The sequence below is a fragment of the Ureibacillus sp. FSL W8-0352 genome (assembly GCF_038004345.1).
Lineage (GTDB): Bacteria > Bacillota > Bacilli > Bacillales_A > Planococcaceae > Ureibacillus > Ureibacillus thermosphaericus.
The window spans coordinates 3,319,586-3,339,067 of record NZ_JBBOQT010000001.1; the positions used below are offsets into that span (position 1 = coordinate 3,319,586).

General features: G+C 36.0%; 14 protein-coding genes. 12 read left to right on the plus strand and 2 right to left on the minus strand.

Annotated features, from left to right (window positions below; all coding sequences use genetic code 11):
- Positions 1-330: 330 nt before the first annotated feature.
- The 8 genes from NST98_RS16590 (at position 331) to NST98_RS16625 (ending at position 9,365) form a co-directional block, all read left to right on the plus strand.
- Positions 331-1,560 (plus strand): DUF4097 family beta strand repeat-containing protein, encoded by a 1,230-nt coding sequence (locus NST98_RS16590; protein WP_340715588.1) that lies wholly within the window; start codon positions 331-333, stop codon positions 1,558-1,560.
- Positions 1,561-1,779: 219 nt separating this feature from the next.
- Positions 1,780-2,232 (plus strand): GNAT family N-acetyltransferase, encoded by a 453-nt coding sequence (locus NST98_RS16595; RefSeq protein ID WP_016839252.1) that lies wholly within the window; start codon positions 1,780-1,782, stop codon positions 2,230-2,232.
- A gap of 633 nt (positions 2,233-2,865) precedes the next feature.
- A complete protein-coding gene (ftsE, locus tag NST98_RS16600; RefSeq protein ID WP_016839253.1) occupies positions 2,866-3,552 on the plus strand; it encodes a cell division ATP-binding protein FtsE in 687 nt (228 codons plus the stop codon).
- Entirely contained in the window at positions 3,542-4,441 is a 900-nt protein-coding gene (gene ftsX / locus NST98_RS16605) for a permease-like cell division protein FtsX (protein WP_340715756.1), read from the plus strand. The genes ftsE and ftsX overlap by 11 nt, the downstream gene beginning before the upstream one ends.
- Positions 4,442-4,461: 20 nt before the next feature.
- On the plus strand, positions 4,462-5,691 hold the full coding sequence (locus NST98_RS16610) for a murein hydrolase activator EnvC family protein (RefSeq protein ID WP_016839255.1): 1,230 nt from the start codon (positions 4,462-4,464) through the stop codon (positions 5,689-5,691).
- A 172-nt stretch (positions 5,692-5,863) separates the two neighbouring features.
- On the plus strand, positions 5,864-6,445 hold the full coding sequence (locus NST98_RS16615) for a peroxiredoxin family protein (RefSeq protein ID WP_340715589.1): 582 nt from the start codon (positions 5,864-5,866) through the stop codon (positions 6,443-6,445).
- A gap of 69 nt (positions 6,446-6,514) precedes the next feature.
- Positions 6,515-7,954 (plus strand): S41 family peptidase, encoded by a 1,440-nt coding sequence (locus NST98_RS16620; RefSeq protein WP_340715590.1) that lies wholly within the window; start codon positions 6,515-6,517, stop codon positions 7,952-7,954.
- A 244-nt stretch (positions 7,955-8,198) separates the two neighbouring features.
- Complete coding sequence (locus NST98_RS16625) at positions 8,199-9,365, plus strand: PDZ domain-containing protein (protein WP_340715591.1); 1,167 nt, start codon at positions 8,199-8,201, stop codon at positions 9,363-9,365.
- Between the two features lie 158 nt (positions 9,366-9,523).
- On the opposite strand, the gene NST98_RS16630 is transcribed toward NST98_RS16625, so the two are convergent.
- Entirely contained in the window at positions 9,524-9,847 is a 324-nt protein-coding gene (locus tag NST98_RS16630; RefSeq protein ID WP_016839259.1) for an AzlD domain-containing protein, read from the minus strand.
- Positions 9,844-10,578: an AzlC family ABC transporter permease gene (locus NST98_RS16635; RefSeq protein ID WP_340715592.1), complete on the minus strand. Its 735-nt coding sequence runs from the start codon at positions 10,576-10,578 to the stop codon at positions 9,844-9,846. The genes NST98_RS16630 and NST98_RS16635 overlap by 4 nt, the downstream gene beginning before the upstream one ends.
- Positions 10,579-10,844: 266 nt before the next feature.
- On the opposite strand from NST98_RS16635, the gene NST98_RS16640 reads away from it, so the two are divergent.
- The 4 genes from NST98_RS16640 (at position 10,845) to addA (ending at position 19,425) form a co-directional block, all read left to right on the plus strand.
- Positions 10,845-11,396 (plus strand): helix-turn-helix domain-containing protein, encoded by a 552-nt coding sequence (locus NST98_RS16640; RefSeq protein WP_340704362.1) that lies wholly within the window; start codon positions 10,845-10,847, stop codon positions 11,394-11,396.
- Between the two features lie 11 nt (positions 11,397-11,407).
- Positions 11,408-12,055: a TVP38/TMEM64 family protein gene (locus NST98_RS16645; RefSeq protein WP_340715593.1), complete on the plus strand. Its 648-nt coding sequence runs from the start codon at positions 11,408-11,410 to the stop codon at positions 12,053-12,055.
- A 148-nt stretch (positions 12,056-12,203) separates the two neighbouring features.
- Entirely contained in the window at positions 12,204-15,719 is a 3,516-nt protein-coding gene (gene addB / locus NST98_RS16650) for a helicase-exonuclease AddAB subunit AddB (protein ID WP_016839263.1), read from the plus strand.
- Positions 15,700-19,425 carry a helicase-exonuclease AddAB subunit AddA gene (gene addA, locus NST98_RS16655; RefSeq protein WP_340715594.1) on the plus strand — a complete coding sequence of 1,242 codons (3,726 nt, stop codon included), beginning with the start codon at positions 15,700-15,702 and terminating at the stop codon, positions 19,423-19,425. The genes addB and addA overlap by 20 nt, the downstream gene beginning before the upstream one ends.
- Positions 19,426-19,482: the final 57 nt, after the last annotated feature.

Below are 19,482 nucleotides of genomic sequence, written 5' to 3' on the forward strand. Positions count from 1 at the left end.
TTGAAAGGAAAATAAATTTGGGAAAGTGGCCAATTTTTTAACCAAAGTAGCTAATAACTTATGAGATTTAGCAATATCTCAAAGGCAGAAGCTACAAATAGTTTTCCTGAAGGGGCAATTTCATGATTCGAATTCAATAATATTTCTATTGAAGTAAGCGGAAAACCCGCAGACAAAACTTCACTAGAAAATTTCAAATTTCATAGAATAATGCCTCTCAAAATCGTTCATCATATCGTCATGCATTCCAAATAAAACTTGATGAAAAAAGAAACTTTTTTGGGAATTCTAACGTATAAATGGTATAGAACATAGAGGGAGGCAGTAATTATGGATAATGAACGTAAGCGGATTATTAAATTAGTTGAAGAAGGTGCCATCTCTGCGGAAGAAGCCATCACTTTACTTGAAGCGTTAAATAAAAAACAAGAATCATCAGCACAAACTCAATCTCAATCCAGCGCAGTTTCATTACCACTTTCCAATGAAGAACAAAGTCACCAATCTCAACAGCAATCTACTACTGATCATTCCCAAAAAACAACTGGATTTGAAGATATTTTTGGGAAAAACTTTAACAACAAAGAATTTAATAAAAAGATGGATGAGTTCATGAACGAAATCAAAGAAGATTTGACCGAGTTTTCAAGTCGTTTAATGGGCGTATTTGGGACAACGTTAAAAAAACTGAAAGATTTTGACTTAGATTTCCCATTGAACAATACAAAAATTGATTTTGAAAAGCAATATTCCTTTAATGGCAATGAAGTGAGAGGAATTCAAATTGAAATTCAAAATGGGAAAGTGGAAGCTGTACGTTCTGAAACAAGTGAGTTGAAAGTGGTTGCCAAAGTAAAAACATTCATGATCGATAATGATGAAGAGAAAACAATTGCTGCATTTGAACGGGAGTTTGTAAAATTTGAAGATGGGAAACTAGAGTTAAAATGCTCATCTAAATTAACGCAAGTAAATATACGGATCATGATTCCTGAGAAAGAATACGATATTGTGTTAATGAAACTACTGAATGGCGGCGTTTCCATCAATGAGTTAAATGCTAAACTTGTGAAAATACGAACTTATAATGGCTCAATAAAATATATGGATGGACAATTTGAAAATGCCGATGTGCAATCCGGAAATGGTGCCATTGAAATTGTTCGCGTAAAAGGTGAAGATTTAGAAGTTCAAACAGTGAATGGCCGAATTTATGTAGATGGAGAACTTCGAGAAGTAGAAGCGGAATCAGTGAACGGAGCAGTTATCGTGACAACCAATGATAAAAATGCTCGAAAAGTGAAGGCACAAACCGTTGCAGGGGCAGTGGAGCTATATGTTCCAAAAACGGTTTCCATTAACGGATCTGCAGCAACAAATGTAGGGAAAGTAGATCTTGGTCTATCTGATGTGATGACACGTATAGTAGAAGATCAATTCCTTACGAAGACAGTGCATTTTGATAAGATTATCGAAAATGCTCCTGTATTAAAAATGACTGGTGAATCCCGCACAGGAAGCATCATCATTCGATATACAACGATAGGCGGGGAATCCTGATATTTTCAGGGTTCCTGGCCTTTTTTATCATAAGCCCTAACAGAATGTTTATGGATCTAATAAAAGTAAGTTCAAATAGGAAACAAAAGAAATCCTTCGATTTTGAAGTGAAAAAAATAGACTGGTACCCATGAGAAATTGATAAGTAATGGGGGACAATATGCTGAAATATATAGGTTACGAGCTAAAAAATATAATTGATAGGAGAGTAGAAATAAATTGAGTATAACAGAGCTGAGAGTTTTCAGAGAGAGTGATATTGTAACGATTAAAGGATGGTTTGAAGATGCAGAAGTTCAACGTCGTTTGGAAGGCATGCAACCGCTATCCGAGTGGTATAATTATGTCGCAAGTAAAGAAGATTACCAAGTGTGGACGGCATTAGATGAAAATAAACAACCTATTGGAATCGTCATGGTAGAGCAAGAATCAAATTATGTTGGTTATATAGCGCTTGTAATTAACCCGATTTTGCGTGGCAAAGGATATGGTAAAGCCTTAGTAAAAAAAGTAATGTCTTTACCATCAACTCAATCTATTAAAAAATGGATTGCAAACATTGAGACAGATAACATTGCTTGCTTAAAATGTTTTGAATCGGTCGGATATTCATTTGAAAATTCGATACCGGATGAAGATGGTTATTATTCGCTTATTTATATCTCTAATTAAGTGGGGATAACGCATTTTAAAATTATAAATTCATACTGAAGGTGTTCAACTCACCTATTACCATATACATGCTCATCAGTATTTTAACCCAAAAGTCAGCCCAAACTTGTCCTGAAATCAAATATTCATTTTCATTATTAATATAAAAACCTAAGTAAACATGGTTCAAACCTTGATATACAATATTTCTCGTGATTTTAATAACTACAATAGCTAAGAATCCTAAAGTTTCAAGGGTTCTTAGCCCTTTTTTATTTAGTCTACCTATAGCTTATAGGGGAGGAAAACACAAAATGGAATGTAAAAAAAAGAATTGCTCATTTATAAAATTTTAAGAGTAAGCAAATATTTTTTTCAAAAAGTAATGAAACAATTTCTTCTAAAAAAATTTCTCGAAAAAGATCGAACATATGAAATCTATTCGATAAATTATTAATATTTTTTTGAAAATAGAAGGATTTTTTTTATTGATTATTGAATTAAATTTTCTGGTGCTTGCTTTTTTTTGCTAGTTTATTAGGAAATTGGTGAGTTTTGTTGAGGAATGAAACGAAAATGTAAAATTATGCGTTCTATAAAGTGATATAATATTAATTGGTGAATTTACTATAGATAGAACTTAGGTGAAAATTAATGATACATATGAAAGAAGTTTACAAAAAATACCCGAATGGTGTAGTAGCTGTAAACGGTATTTCTGTAGATATAAAGCAAGGTGAATTTGTTTATGTTGTCGGTCCCTCAGGGGCTGGGAAATCGACATTCATTAAACTTATGTATCGTGAAGAAGTACCTACTTCTGGAGAAGTCATCATAAATGGCGTCAATACATCAAAATTAAAGCGAAAGGAAGTTCCTCACTTTAGAAGGCAGCTTGGTATTGTGTTCCAAGACTTTAAATTGCTTCCAAAATTAACTGTTTACGAAAACGTTGCCTTTGCAATGGAAGTAATTGAAGAACATCCAAAAGTGATTCGTAAACGGGTTATGGAAGTGTTGGAACTGGTAGGGCTAAAACATAAAGTTCGCATGTTTCCAAGCGAATTATCCGGGGGAGAACAGCAACGAGTTTCGATTGCTCGATCCATTGTGAATATGCCAAAAGTTGTGATTGCGGACGAGCCTACAGGAAACCTTGACCCGGAAAACTCTTGGGAGATTATGAGGATCTTCGAAGAAATTAATACGATGGGAACGACCGTTGTCATGGCAACTCACAACCGAGAAATTGTCAATCAAATTCGCAAGCGAGTGATTGCAATTGAAGGTGGTATGATTGTAAGAGACGTTTTCGGAGGTGAATATGGTTATGAAATATAGAACCCTCCAACGTCATTTTCGAGAAAGTTTGAAAAGTTTGAGCCGTAACGGTTGGATGTCGATCGCTTCCATCAGTGCAGTTACTGTAACCCTTTTGTTAGTTGGTATTTTTGCATTGGTGATGATGAATTTAAATAATTTTGCAGACAATATTGAGAATGATGTAGAAATTCGCGTTTTGATTGATATTATTAACGATCCTGAAGAAATGAAGATTGCAGAAGATAAGTTGATTCGCCAAGTGCAAAGTTTACCGGATGTTGCAGAAGTAAAATACTCTTCAAAAGAAGATGAATTACAGATTTTAATAGAAAACTATGGTGAAGATTTTAGCTTATATGAACAAAGCAATCCATTAAGAAACGTATTATATGTAAAGGCAAAAGAGCCGGAACAAACAGCGAGTCTTGCGAAGAAAATCGAAAAGTTTGACCATACATATGATGTCATTTACGGAGAAGAAAAAGTTGAAAATTTATTTAATTTCCTAAATACTGGTCGCAATATTGGCCTCGTATTAATTTTAGGTCTTTTATTTACGGCGATTTTCTTAATCTACAATACAATTCGCATTACGATCATTGCTCGTCGTGATGAGATAGAAATTATGAAACTTGTAGGTGCAACAAGCTCTTTTGTACGAATTCCATTTTTATTTGAAGGATTGTGGCTTGGTTTATTTGGATCAATAATTCCAATGATTGTCGTATCTGTCGTTTACTATAACCTTTACCATAAATTGAGCCCAAAAATTCATGGCAAAATGTTACAACTATTAGAAGTAACTCCTCTAATCTATCAAGTGAATTTAATAATTTTAGCGCTTGGTATCTTTATAGGAGTTTGGGGTAGCTTCATGTCTGTACGGAAATTCCTGAAAGTCTATTAAGCTGAAGGAGGAACCATTTGATGGGGAACTATGTAAAACACCACTTCAAATTATTTGCTGCTCTAGTAGCTGTACTATTATTCATACAGATACCAGTTACATATGCAGCGAATTTGTCGGATTTAAAAAATAAACAAAGTCAAGTAGAGCAACAGAAAAAGCAATTGAATGCACAAATTCATCAAAAATCCAATGAAATTAAATCAAATCAATCCAAACAAGAACAATTGTTAGCTCAAATTGATCAGCTTGTGAATCAAATTTCGAAAACAAATGAAGAAATTAAACAAGTAGAAAAAGAGATTGGACAAGCAAATGAAAAAATTGAAGCTTTAGAAGAAGAAATTGAAGAGCTTCAGAAAAAGATTGATGAGCGAAATGCATTGTTGGAAGAACGGGCACGTGCTCTTCAAGCAAATGGTTCTGTCACTTTCTTAGATGTTTTGTTAGGTTCAAACAGCTTCGTTGATTTTATTGATCGTTTTTCAGCGGTCAATACATTAATTGAAGCGGATCGACAAATTATTCGTGATCAAAAAAATGACCAACAGAAACTAGAAGAACAAAAATTAGTTCTTGAAAATACGAAACGTAAACTTGAAGAACAACAATCAAAACTAGAAAATTTAAAAGCATCTTTAACTTCTCAAAAACAAGAAAAAAATAGATTGATTGATGAACTCGAACAAGAACAACAAAAACTATTAAACGAGAAAAAATTATTAGAAAAACAATATTCCGAGTATCTCGAAATCAGTAAAGAACTGCAAGAACAAATAGCAGAAATCCAAAGACAACAATTAAGTAAAGCTCAATCTGCAGGTAATTTACCAGTTTCAGATAGCGGATTTATGAAACCGACTAACGGTGTTTTAACAAGTGGTTATGGTTGGCGAAATCTTGGTTATGGTCCTGAGTTCCACTATGGAATTGACTTAGCAAATAGTGCAGGAACGCCAATTGTAGCATCTGCTGACGGAGTTGTGACATATGCTTCATCACTGAGTACTTACGGAAATGTTGTGATGATTACTCACAATATTAACGGTGAAATCTATACAACACTATATGCTCATCTAAGATCCTTTAATGTAAGTGTTGGGGATGTCGTGAAACAAGGGCAACAAATTGCTGAAATGGGCTCCACTGGTCGTTCCACAGGTCCTCACTTGCATTTTGAAGTTCATATCGGTACTTGGAGAGGACAAACTGCCGGCGTCCAAAACCCACTTCGCTATATTTCACTATAATGAAAGTATAAAGGCTGCATAGAAAGTATTGTTTTCTATGCAGCCATTTATTTTTATAGCTATTCAGTTATGGTTTTCATCATCTTGACATAGATTCTCCAGATGTACTCTGCTAAATTTATGTTATTCTATAAGTGGATGGGGTTCATTTGAAGTATTTTGGAGGGATTGAATGAACAGCAAGAAGAAAGTGATAAGTGCATTACTCATAATAGCATTAGTAGTGATTGCAGTCACTACGTTTATCAATAAACAATTGGATAGAAATAAAAATACCCTTGATGATAATATTCCTGGGTATGAAGTGAAATCCGACAGCCCCCAAAGTGTTGGGTTAGGAAAGCCTGCACCGGATTTTACTTTAAAAACTTTAGATGGGAATACAATGACCCTTTCTGATTTAAAAGGAAAAAAAGTCATATTAAATTTTTGGGCATCCTGGTGTCCACCTTGTAAAGACGAAATGCCTTATTTCCAAGAATATTATAAGAAATATGCAAAGAAAGATAATGTGGAAATTGTTGCAGTAAATCTTACTTTTAACGACAATTTAACCAATGTTCAAAACTTCGTGAAAAGTTATGATTTAACATTTCCCATTCTCCTAATGGAAGAAGAAGGATTAAATTTAACATATAAAGTATACACAATTCCTTCCACATTCATGATTAATACAAAAGGCGAAATTGAAAAACAGATTTTAGGACCGTTAGACCTAGACACGTTAAGAGATTATATTACAAATTTAGAGTAAAAAAATCGCTCTTTTGCATGTGTTATTACCACTCGTTCTTACATAGATTGAACGAGAGGAGGAAAGTGAGTGCGAAAGAGTCGATTTTTTTTCATTTTGGCAATTGTTTGTTTATTAGCTGCCATCATTGTGTATTGGAAAAGTGATATGAAATCTGAAACAGCAGTAAAAGGAAGTGATATGCCTGTAATTGACCAAGCTTTTTCACTCATAAAAGAAAAATCAGTTTTTGACACAAAAGATGAGGATTTGATTGAAGGCGCGTTAAGAGGAATGACGGAAGCAATTAAGGATCCGTACAGCACGTACTATACCGAAAAAGAAGCAGCCATTCATCGTCAGTCTTTAGCAGGACAACGGGTTGGTATAGGTATTGAAATTACAGAAAAAGATGGAAGATTTATCGTTGTATCTCCTGTTAAATCATCTCCCGCTGAAAAAGCAGGTATACGCCCTTATGATGAAATTGTAGAAGTGGATGGTGTGCGTTTAGAGGGCAAAACCCTTGGGGAGTTGTTGCAATTAATTCAAGGGAAAGCTGGAGAAAAAGTAACCTTAGTCTTATATCGTCCAAGCACAGACAGGCATATTAAAATAACTGTTGAGCGAGCAGAAATTGATAATCAAACGGTATCATGGAAAGTGATTCCGATTGATGATACAAAAATTGGATACATTTCCATATCAATGTTTGGAGAAGAGACGGTAGAAGAATGGATCGAAGTAACTGCGAGATTGATATCGGATGATGTAAAAGGATTGATAGTCGATTTGCGCGATAATCCTGGAGGTTATTTACATAGCGTTGCTGGCGTCGTAAGTAGCATCGGGAAAGATGGAGAAGTTTTTGCTTATATGCAAAATGCAGAAGGAAAGCTTGAAGCAATTAAAACAACAAAACTTGACGCTGATGAGGACTATTTGAAGAAAATGAAGGTCATTCCTTTAGTTGTTCTCCAAAATGAAGGAAGTGCATCGGCAAGCGAAGTGATGGTAGGAGCGCTAAAAAGTTGGAATCGTGCAATTATTGTAGGATTAAAAAGTTTTGGAAAAGGAACGGTTCAAGAAACTTATGATTTGGAAAATGGTGGAGAATTAAAATTATCAACGAATAAATGGCTTACTCCTGATCGTGATTGGATTCATGGAAAAGGAATCGAGTCGGATATCGAAGTGGAACAACATCCGCTATTTGCAATGGAAATTACACCGCTGCGAGGCGAATTTGCTGAAGGAGATTATAGTGAAGAGATTGCCTACGTTCAAAAGGTATTAAATGGATTGGGCTATAACATGGTGAGGACTGACGGATTTTATGATGAACAAACAGCAGAAGCAGTGGCCTCCTATCGGCAAAAACATGATTTAAAAAGCGGAAGACATATGGATGACGAGTTTTTCGCAAGCATTCGAGATCAAGTCGCTTTATATAAAGAAGATATGGAACATGATGTACAGTTGGAAATGGGCTTAAGTGTAATACTTCATAGAATCAAGGGGGATATTTAACGTTTTGAAGGTGAGGCTGTCTAGAATACATTTCTAGGCAGCTTTTTGTACCAAAGATTTCCATAAATATTACTATATTTATCTTAAAAATGATAAACTATTTGTAAATTTTCTAAATTATCAGAAATGATGTGTGGTACATGATTTTATTTTATGTTGGAAGACGGGTATATTGATGCTACGCAAATTTTCATTCCTTTGATAAAATGAACAATAGTAGTAGTAGGAAACGGCGGTGGGATGAGTGATAGAGATATTAATAGAATTGTTCAGTGCAATCGGCAGAATGTTTTTAAATCCTCTATTGTATATTGCAATTTTTATGTCGATTTTTTTAGGATATGTACGAGTTAAAAGAGAGAGAAAACATTTCAATATTCGAATTTTATGGGGTTGGTCGGAATTTGCAGGCCTCATAAAAGAAGGGGTATGGTTAGCGCTCATTATTTCCGTCATTACCCTCTTTTTCGGATTGACTCAATCAGTTGAACTATTATTCTTTGTTACAGCTTTCAGTATATTAGGACTTGTTCTTTATCAGTTTCATTTACTTTCACCAATCATTCTGTTTGCCTTGAGTATGGCTGCCATAATCTTGATGAATATTCAAAATTGGTCCTTTCAATTATTAGGGTTGACAATTCAAGGGGGAAACGTACTTGAAGGAACTGCGGTAACATGCGCATTGGTTGCAGGGTTATTGTTAATGGCGGAAAGTCGCTTAATGAAGAAATATGGATTGCATTATGCATCCCCTATTATCGAAAAGTCAAAAAGGGGATTACATGGCGTTGCTTTCTTCACGAAAAAAATTTGGTTGTTGCCGATTTTTTTCGTAATTCCTGGACAAGCAATTGATGCTTATTTTCCGTGGTGGCCACAATTTTCACTAAACCATCAACAATTTACATTGATTTTGTTCCCTGCTATCATCGGATTCCAGCAAAAGACGAGACGTTCATTGCCGTTAAATGTATATCCTAAATTATCAAGGGCGATTTTCATTTTAGGGGAATTGGTGCTAATCGGAGGACTTGTAGGATATTTTTATCCTATTGTTGCAGTTGTGACTGTATTCGTCGGCGCATTCCTTCGTTTAATAATCTCCTATATTTATAAAGTTCGAGAGCGTCGTGATGTCTATGCCGTTTCTGCGCGTCCAAATGGTGTGATGATTGCTGCTGTTTTACCGAACTCACCGGCAGAAAAAATGGGGCTTCAAGCAGGAGAGGTTATTCGCAAAGTAAACGGTATGGAAGTGCACAATGAATTGGAATTGTATAAAGCCCTTCAAATCAATGCGGCTCATTGTAAATTGGAAGTATTAAATCATCAAAATGAATTGCGCTTAACGCAGCATGTCGTCCATAGTAAAGACCATTACCGCATTGGATTGTTAATAGTAGAGTAACATACGAAATGGCTTAATTCTTCTTTAAAGAGAATTAGGCCATTTTCGTTATGTTTGGGGACTCGTTCACCAATGGAGGAAAATCTGATAATACAAGAAAGTGATTTTCACAATAAAAAACATCGGCTCTGTGCGAAATTGTCGCAACGCCGATGTAATTAAAAGAAATTTCTCAATACAGCTACCGTCAACACACCTACGACAACTGTTATGGATAAACTTTTCGTCCAAATTGCTACAAGTAATGTTGGGATGAATGCAATAGTACTTTCTATATCAAATGTGACAAATTTCCCTTCTTCACGAAGTAAGGCTTGAAATACAAGTGCACTTAAAATGCATACGGGTATAAATTGGAGCCAACGCAATACGATATTCGGTAATTGGATATTCCGTACTAATATAAATGGAGTAACGCGTGGTACCCACGTAACAAAAGCACATCCTAAAATAAGTAAAAACATGGATAGCGTAGTCGTCATTTTTCAGTCAACACCCCAATCGTTGCTACAATAATCGTCGATAAAAGTACAGCTAAATGACCAGGCATGAAATAAGAAAGAATATACAAGCTTCCAAATACACAACCGATTAATTTTAAATAATGCATGAGTTTTCTTTTATGAACATTTACTAAGTTTAAAACTAGCAACGCAATAAACATCGCTACTAACGCATAATCAAGACCAAAAGCTTCAGCATTTGGAATCCAATTTCCTACAAGACCTCCAACAACACAAGCTGCGATCCATGTAAAATAGGCGGTTAAATTTAAACCATCCATCCAACGACCACCAAGATATTGTTCTCGTCCTATTTTTGTAATCGCAACACCAAACGTTTCATCTGTTAAAAGCGAACCAAAGCCGACATTGCGTAAAGCAGAATAACGAGTTAAATGCGGTGCTACAGTAAGCGACATTAAAAAGAATCGTAAGTTAACAATAAACGTTGTAATAACCATGATGTACATTGGGGCTCCCGCTAAATATAAACCTGCAAAAATGAACTGTGCACTGCCAGCATAAACTAGTGCCGAAAGTAGAAAGATTTCTAAAATCGATAAATTTGATGTGACGCCTACTACCCCAAAAGCAAGCCCTATACTTATGTAACCTAATAACGTAGGAACGCAATCCTTCGCACCTTGTAAAAAGGAGTCATCAGAAAAACGTTGATTCACTTCCTTGACTTCCGTTGCCACACTATCCATTCCTTTCTACTAAATTTTCAAATATAATAAATGAAAAATACTGTTTTAAAAGACTGACGGAATTTTAGCAGTAAGCAGCATAAATGACTAAATCATCGTTACAGTACAAAGAGAAATTTTGTATTATGATAAATACAGAGATAATTTAATTTAAATAATCGCTAATTAATGGTAATAAACAGAAAATAAAAAATCAGAACATTCACATTTCGTTTAGTATAGTATACATTTGTCTTTTAAAATAGACAATAGGGTGGAATGAAAAAATGGATCAAATGAGTCGTAATATTGGTATACAATTAAAAAAAATTCGGAAAGAGCGGAGTTTAAGTTTGGATGATGTGGCAAAAGCTACTGATGTAAGTAAGGCACAGCTTGCCCAAATTGAAAAGGGTGAAGCAAATCCAACTGTTTCAACCCTTTGGAAAATAGCTGCAGGGTTAAAAATTTCATTTTCATCTCTTTTACAGCCACCGAAAACATTTTTCCAAAAATATAGTGTGGATCCTTCTACATATGTGTCTGAAGAAAATGGCAAATACCGTGTATATTCCATTATCCCTTATAGTCCGGAACGGGGTTGGGAATTTTATAAAATTGAAATGGATCCCGGGGTGATACATAAAAGTGAGCCCCACACGGAAGGAGTAGAGGAAACAGTTACGGTCATAGAAGGACAGGCAGTTGTCCAATGCGGCAATATGAAGGAATGTTTAGAAGAAGGTGAAACGCTCGTATTTTCTGCTAATCAGCCGCACCAATACGAAAATCCAACAGATAAGGTGACGATTTTACATTTAATTATTCAATATCGATAGAGGTGGAACAGGTGAGTGAATGGTTTACGGTAGAAAATATTGAAGCATTGGAAGCACAATATAGAACACTAGGACCGCTAATTGGAATCCTTTTTCCTTTCTTAGAATCCTTTTTGCCGTTCCTACCTCTAGTTGTTTTCGTAGTAGCCAATGCAAGTTCTCACGGGCTTTGGTTTGGTTTTTTACTTTCCTGGGTTGGAACAGTATTGGGGTCTTATTCGGTCTTTTTGCTCGTTCGTAGATTTGGAAATAATCGTAGGGTCCAACAATTCATTAAGTATGAAAAGATGCAAAAACTCATTCAATGGGTAGATATGAAAGGAATTGCCCCACTGTTTTTATTATTGTGTTTCCCTTTTACACCATCCGTATTAGTCAATATCGTGGCAGGGCTTTCCAATATTAAGAAAAAATATTACTTCGTAGTATTGTTAGCAGGAAAATGTGTAATGATTTTAACAATTAGTTTACTTGGTTACGATATCGATGCATTATTGCGAAGTCCCACAAAATTAGTACTTGTCATGGTCGCAATTTTCTTTTTATGGATTATCGGAAAGCAAATTGAACGATATTTAAATAAACGAGTTGAAAGAGAATTAAAAGATGTATCGAGACTTAGAAAGAATAAGAAATTAAAAATAACTTATAAAGATTAAGCTTGGTAATTGATTGAAAAGCCCCGAAAAATTAGCAATTTCGGGGCGTTTTTCATTGGTGCATTTTATCGAATCTATTAGAAAATGTACTATAATAAATAAAATACTATTTTTCAATAAAGCAAGAGGAAATTGAAGGAGGAGCAACATGTCATTACGAATTATTAGCGGACGAGCTGGGACAGGGAAAACAGCCCTCATTCATCGAGAAATTGTGGAAGAGGTAAAATCTAATCCCTTTGGCCCACCGATTTTTTTAATTGTGCCAGACCAAATGTCTTTTTCTACGGAATACCAGCTAACGAATCACTATGATATTCAAGGGTTGATTCGTGCGCAAGTAATGACTTTTAAGCGATTATCCTGGCACGTATTACAAGAAACGGGAGGCATCGCAAAAGATAAAGTTGATAAAATTGGATATCGAATGCTCCTTAGAAGATTGTTGGAAGAAAATAAAGACCATTTTACTTTATTCAGCCAAGCTGCTGATAAGCGAGGATTTACGGAAGAAATTGAGAAGATAATTAAGGAATTTAATCAGTTTAATATCGATAGTATCGCATTAAAAGAAGCAATTGAAAAATTTGAACAAGCCCAAGCTCCTCATACACTAATTGCGAAATCTAAAGACTTACAAATCATAATACAAAAATTAGAAGAAATTTTAGGGGATCGATATGTAGAAGGAGATGGACTATATCCCTTCCTTATCCAGCAAATGAAATACTCTGAAAAATTGAAAGACACTCATGTATATATCGATGGATTTACATCATTTACAGTGCGTGAGTTTGAAATTGTCAAGCAGCTTTTATCTTTAACGAAAAGAGTTACCATTGTTCTTCCTTTTGAAGATGAACAAGATAAACACAATGAACAAGCAGTGTTTTATCGTGCTGCTCTCACATACGACAAATTAAAACAAGAAGCGACAAAATTAGGTATCGAAATTGAACCGAGAATACATTTGGAAACAACTCACCGCTATAAAAATCGAGATTTATTTCATGTGGAACAGCAATTTTATCAGCTAACTCCAAAAAAAATCGAAGCAGAAGGTTTTATCAAGATTATTGAAGGAGCAAATCGGCGTGCTGAAGTTCATGGAATTGCCCGGGAAATAAAACGATTAGTGCAAGAAGAAGGTATTCGTTATCGTGATATCGGGATTATGTATCGACAAGCAGATGTGTATGATCCGCTAATTTCGACAATATTTGCACAATATAATATTCCTGTTTTTACCAATGAGAAAAAATCGATGTTGCATCATCCGTTAATTGAATTTAGCCGCTCTATTTTAGAAGTGATTACTTCTCATTGGAAATATGAACCGATTTTCCGTAGTGTAAAAACAGATTTATTTTTCCCATTAAACTCTAATGTAAAAGAAATAAGAGAGAAAGCGGATGTATTTGAAAACTTTGTCATTGCTCAAGGAATTTATGGAGACCGATGGATGCAAGACGACCGTTGGATGTATAAAAAATATCGAGGTTTAGAGTTTGTGACAACGAAACAAACCGATGAAGAAAAAAAGATACAAGCGATTATCGATGAAATGAAGGGTTACATTCGAGAACCTTTAATAAAATTTGAAAAACAATTAAAGAAGGCTCGCAATGGACAAGAAATCGCAACGGCTCTATTTACAACCGTTGAAGAATTGCAAATTTATGAAAAGCTTCAGACGTTAAAAGATAAAGAACTGGAAGAAGGCAAACTGGAAGAGGCAATGGAACATGATCAGGCATGGAACCAGTGGGTAAACGTACTTGAACAATTCGCTATCATGTTTGGAGACCAGCCTTTAACGATTGAAGAAGCCGCTAAAATCCTGGATGAAGGATTTGACACGCTGAAATTTTCAAAAATTCCTCCAGCTGTTGATGAAGTGACTGTTGCAACTGTGGAGTTTTCTCGTTTTGACAATATGAAAGTTGTTTTCGTCATTGGCGTGAATGACGGAGTATATCCAATGCGTATTGACTATGAAGGATTCATAAACGATATGGACAGGGAATGGTTTTCAGGAATTGATGTGGAATTGTACCCATCATCCAAGCATCGACTCATGGAAGAAAACTTTTATATTTATCGTGCTTTTTCTTCCCCTACAGACCGTTTATATGTCACATATTCCAGCAGTGATGAGGAGAGTAAAGCTTTATTACCATCTCTTTATGTACAACGGTTGCACAACTTATTTGAAGTGAACGGAAAATACACATTGCCTCATGAAAGAATTTTTATTGACCCAATCGAAGAATGGAATAAGGAAAAAGTGCTTTCGTACTTACGACATCCGAGAACATCGCTAGCTTACTTAATGACTCAATTGAAACAAGCGGAATCAATGGAGCTTGCACCAGAATGGAGAGCACTAAAAACGTTTTATGAACAAAGTGATGAATGGAAACCAGTACTTGAAGTTGTAATGAAACCGTTGAAAGAAAAAAATGTCTCAGAAAAATTGGCTCAAGAATTGACGGAAGCATTATATGGGGATGACTTCACATCCAGCGTTTCACGAATTGAAAAGTATTTTAGTTGTCCATTTGCCCATTTTGCATTCTATGGTCTTCGCTTGCAACAACGCCCGGAGTTCCGTTTAGAAACATTTGAAATGGGTGATTTGTTCCATGAAGCTTTAAAGTGGATTTCGAAGGAGACTAGCCGATTAAACTTGCCATGGAATAAATTAACGAAAGAACAATGTGCTCATCTTGCACGAGAAGCTGTAGAACAGATTGTACCGGCTTTTTCACACCAAATCTTGTTAAGCAGTTCCCGCTATCGCTATATTCAGCGGAAATTGATGCACATCGTTGAAAAAACGATGGTTGCCCTATCACAGCATGCAAAGAATTCAACCTTTAAGCCAATAGCTGTGGAAGCGTCTTTCGGCCCTAGCAAAAATGAACAATTACCGCCTTTAGAAATAGCATTAAACGGCGGCCGAAAAATGAAATTGAGAGGACGAATTGACCGAATAGACCATGCAAAAGTTGGTGGAACATCTTATTTACGTGTCATCGATTATAAATCTTCTGGCAGAGATTTAGATTTAAATGAAGTGTATTACGGCTTATCATTGCAGTTATTAACGTATTTAGATGTAGCCGTTGAAAATTCATTAATTTTATTAAATGAACCGGCAATGCCCGCAGGTGTCCTATACGTCCATGTGCAAAATCCTCTTTTAAAAATTGAGCAGGAGTTAAATGAATTACAAATCGAAGAAGAACGATTAAAGATGTACAAAATGAAAGGATTGTTATCCGAAGATCAAGAGGCTGTGATTGCGATGGACGAGCGTTTAGAAGAGGATGGCAAGTCGATTATCATTCCAGTGTCGATAACGAAAAAACAGGAATTTTCCAAAACTTCGAAAGTTGTACCGCCTGAAGCGATGGAAGAGTTGAGATTATTTGTGCGCAAAAAACATAGGGAAGCAGGAGATTCCATTTTAAGCGGAGATACTTCTATTCGACCATTTAAGTTAAAAGATCGAACTGCTTGTGATTATTGTGAATTTAAGTCGGTATGCCAATTTGACCCGACAGACGGTGAATATCAACTGTTGCAGGCAGATAAAGCGCCAAATGTCGTAGAAAAAATTCGAAAGGAGTTGAATGACGATGAACTCAATTCCAACTAAGCCGAAAGACGCTACATGGACCGATGAACAATGGAAAGCCATTTGGGCAACAGGTCAAGATATTCTTGTTTCCGCTGCTGCAGGTTCAGGAAAAACGGCGGTGCTTGTTAATCGGATGATCGAAAAGGTCATTGCAAAAGAAAACCCGATTGATGTAGATGAGCTCCTTGTCGTTACCTTTACCAATGCATCAGCCGCGGAAATGCGCCATCGCTTAGCGGATGCTCTTGAGAAGGAAATTGCGAAAGACCCTCATAATGCACATTTACGAAAGCAGTTAAGCCTTGTCAACAAAGCGCAAATTTCTACACTGCATTCTTTTTGTTTATCTATTGTTCGGCAATATGCTTATTTACTCGATATTGACCCGGGATTCCGCATTGCCAGTGAAGGAGAAATTTCTTTACTCAGGGATGATGTGTTAAAAGAAGTGCTAGAGGAAGCTTATAGTGCTGAAGATGAAAACAAAGTAAACCGTATTTATCGATTAGTGGATAGCTTTACGTCCGATCGAGATGACCAAGATATCGAAGTTTTGATTGATCAATTATACGATACTGCTCGAGTACATCCCGAGCCAAAAAAATGGCTTCATTCCCTAGTGGAACAATATCAGATTCCGAATGATGTGACGGTAGATGAATTACCTTTTATTGAGCATTTGAAAAATGCTATAGAGTTTCAATTGGAAGAAGCAAGGTCTCACCTTTTAACGGTTCGTAAATATGCTTTAATGCCAGATGGTCCGGCTCCATACGGAGAAACGGTGGAATTGGATTTAACGCTCATTCAAGAGGCATCTCGTCGCATTCGCTCTTCTTGGCAAGAAGCATACGAATTCTTTTCTACATTAAAATGGTCAACTTTAGCAAGGGTGGCGAAAGATTCTTGTGATGAAGAATTAAAAAAGAAAGCGCAAGATAAGCGAAATAAAGCAAAAGACATCGTAAAAAAAATTCAAGATACGTATTTTGCTAGAAAACCTGAGCGGCTCATTGAAGAAATTCGGCTCATGGCTCCGACAATTGAAACATTGGTAAAATTAACACTTCAATTCGATGAAAAGTTTAAACAAGCAAAATTAGAAAAAGCGATTGTAGATTTTTCAGATTTAGAGCATCATGCCCTTGAAATATTAACGATAGAAGAGGATGGAAAAATAAAACCATCTCCTGTAGCAATCGAATTCCAACAGCGCTTTAAAGAAGTGCTTGTCGATGAATATCAAGATACAAACATGCTGCAGGAAACGATTTTGCAATTAGTTAAAAACGGCGATGAGAGTAACGGCAACTTATTTATGGTAGGGGACGTAAAGCAGTCCATTTATCGCTTCCGATTGGCTGAACCAATGCTCTTTTTAAATAAGTATTTAACATTTGAGGAAGAGCCGAAATCGAGCGGTTTGAAAATCGATTTAAATGCTAATTTCCGCAGTCGAAAGGAAGTTCTATACGGAACGAACTATATATTCGAGCAAGTGATGGGCGAGAAGGTAGGAGAAATTAAATATGATGAGAAAGCAGCTTTAAAACCAAGCGCACCATATGATGATGTCGAAGTTCCAGTGGAATTAGCAATCATTTATGAAGAACAGCCAGATACTTCTAATGATAATGAAGAAGAGGATATTGATTTAATGATCCAAGAGGAAATGAAAAAATCTCAACAAGAAGCTCGTTACATTATCCAACGCATTCGAGAAATGATGGATGCTGGTGCAACAGTGTACGATACGAAGCAAAAAGACCCAGGGAAGCGAATGCGCCCAATGCGTTATAGCGATATCGTCATTCTCATGCGATCAATGACCTGGTCGAACGATATTATTGAAGAATTTAAAGCTGCAAATATTCCTCTATATGCCGAAAGTTCCAAAGGATATTTTGAAGCGCTTGAAGTGATGATTATGATTAATTTATTAAAAGTCATTGATAATCCGTACCAGGATATCCCGCTCGCTTCTGTATTAAGAGCTCCATTTGTCGGCTTAACGGAAAATGAAATGGCACTCATTCGTTTAACTGAAAAGCAAGCATCATTCTATGAAGCTGTAAAAATATTTGTTGAAAAAGAGCATTCTGGCCTTGAAATAGGCACACAAGCAAAGCTTGAAAAGTTTTTAAAACAATTGGATAATTGGCGAGATTTAGCACGCAGAGGCAGTCTATCTGATCTAATTTGGCAAATTTATTTAGATACAAATTATTATGAAATGGTAGGCGCGATGTCGAACGGTAAACAGCGTCAAGCTAATTTACGAGCGCTGCATGACCGAGCATTAAGTTTTGAAAAATCTTCTTTCAGGGGATTATTCCGCTTTTTACGATTCATCGATCGCATGAAATCCCGCGGGGATGATTTAGGAATTGCAAAATCGATAGGAGAGAAGGATGATGTTGTTCGTTTAGTAACGATTCACTCTTCGAAAGGGCTTGAGTATCCCGTTGTATTTGTAGCTGGATTAGGTAGTAATTTTAATCTAATGGATTTCAATCAACCATATTTATTTGATCAAGAGTACGGTTTAGCTGTTAAAGCGATAGACCCAGACAATCGAATTATGTATACTTCATTGCCATTTTTAGCGATGAAGGAAAAGAAAAAGTTAGAAATGAAAGCGGAAGAAATGCGCATTTTATATGTGGCGATGACCCGCGCAAAAGAAAAGCTCGTTCTCGTCGGCTCTGTGAAAGATTGGGAGAAAACGAAGCAAAATTGGTGTGAAGTTCAAAGTTTGGCTCAAGATGAAATGTTGCCGGATTATGTAAGGGCTCGAGCTCGAAATTATCTTGACTGGATTGGTCCAGCAATTAGTCGACATGCATCGTTTAAAGATTTTAGTGATACAGACTATACGCCGATACAACATCCATCCACTTGGCAAGTAAGCGTCATATCCAATGATTCATTCATGAAAAAACAGGAGAAAATGGAAGAAACGGAAAACGAACTTGCAAGGAAAGAAGTGGATGACAGTTTATTGCAAGAATTGGAACGTCGATTTACTCATATTTATCCATTTGAACGAGCAACTAAGAAAAAATCTAAAACGAGTGTATCCGAAATGAAGCGCATTGAAAACTTGCAGCAAGAAGATGAGAGTGAGTACTTTGGAATTTATTATAAAAATCGCAAAAAATCATTCGTCAAGCGGCCAATTTTTATGCAAGAAAAACAATTAACTGCGACAGAGATTGGTACAGCGATGCATACCGTGATGCAACATGTACCGCAACAAGGGTTTATCAATACGGAAGAAGCACAACGGTTCCTTGAAACGTTAGTAGAAAAACAATTAATTACAGAAGAAGAGATGAAAGCTATCCAAATTGAACAACTATTGCACTTTTTTGCTACGCCAATCGGAAAACGATTTAGCAACGCGAAAAAATTGTATCGAGAAGTACCGTTTACATTAAGTGTGTCCGATGCGGAAGGCGACTCTCAAATGATCCAAGGGATTGTCGATTGCTTAATGCAAGATTATGACGGAAAATGGGTGTTGCTCGATTACAAAACGGATAAAATATTACCGTTTTTTGAAGAAGAGGAAGCGTTAATAGTTGAAATGTCGAAGCGTTATAGTGTACAAATCCGCCTTTATGCGGAAGCGGTGGAAAAGATTTTACAAATCAAGGTAGATGAAAAGGTACTTTACTTATTTGAGGCAGGGAAGGAAATACAGTTGGAAGCCTTGGTGTAATAAACATTCGACGTTTCTTCTTGTAAGAATTGCATGAAAATGATAGTTTAATTGTAT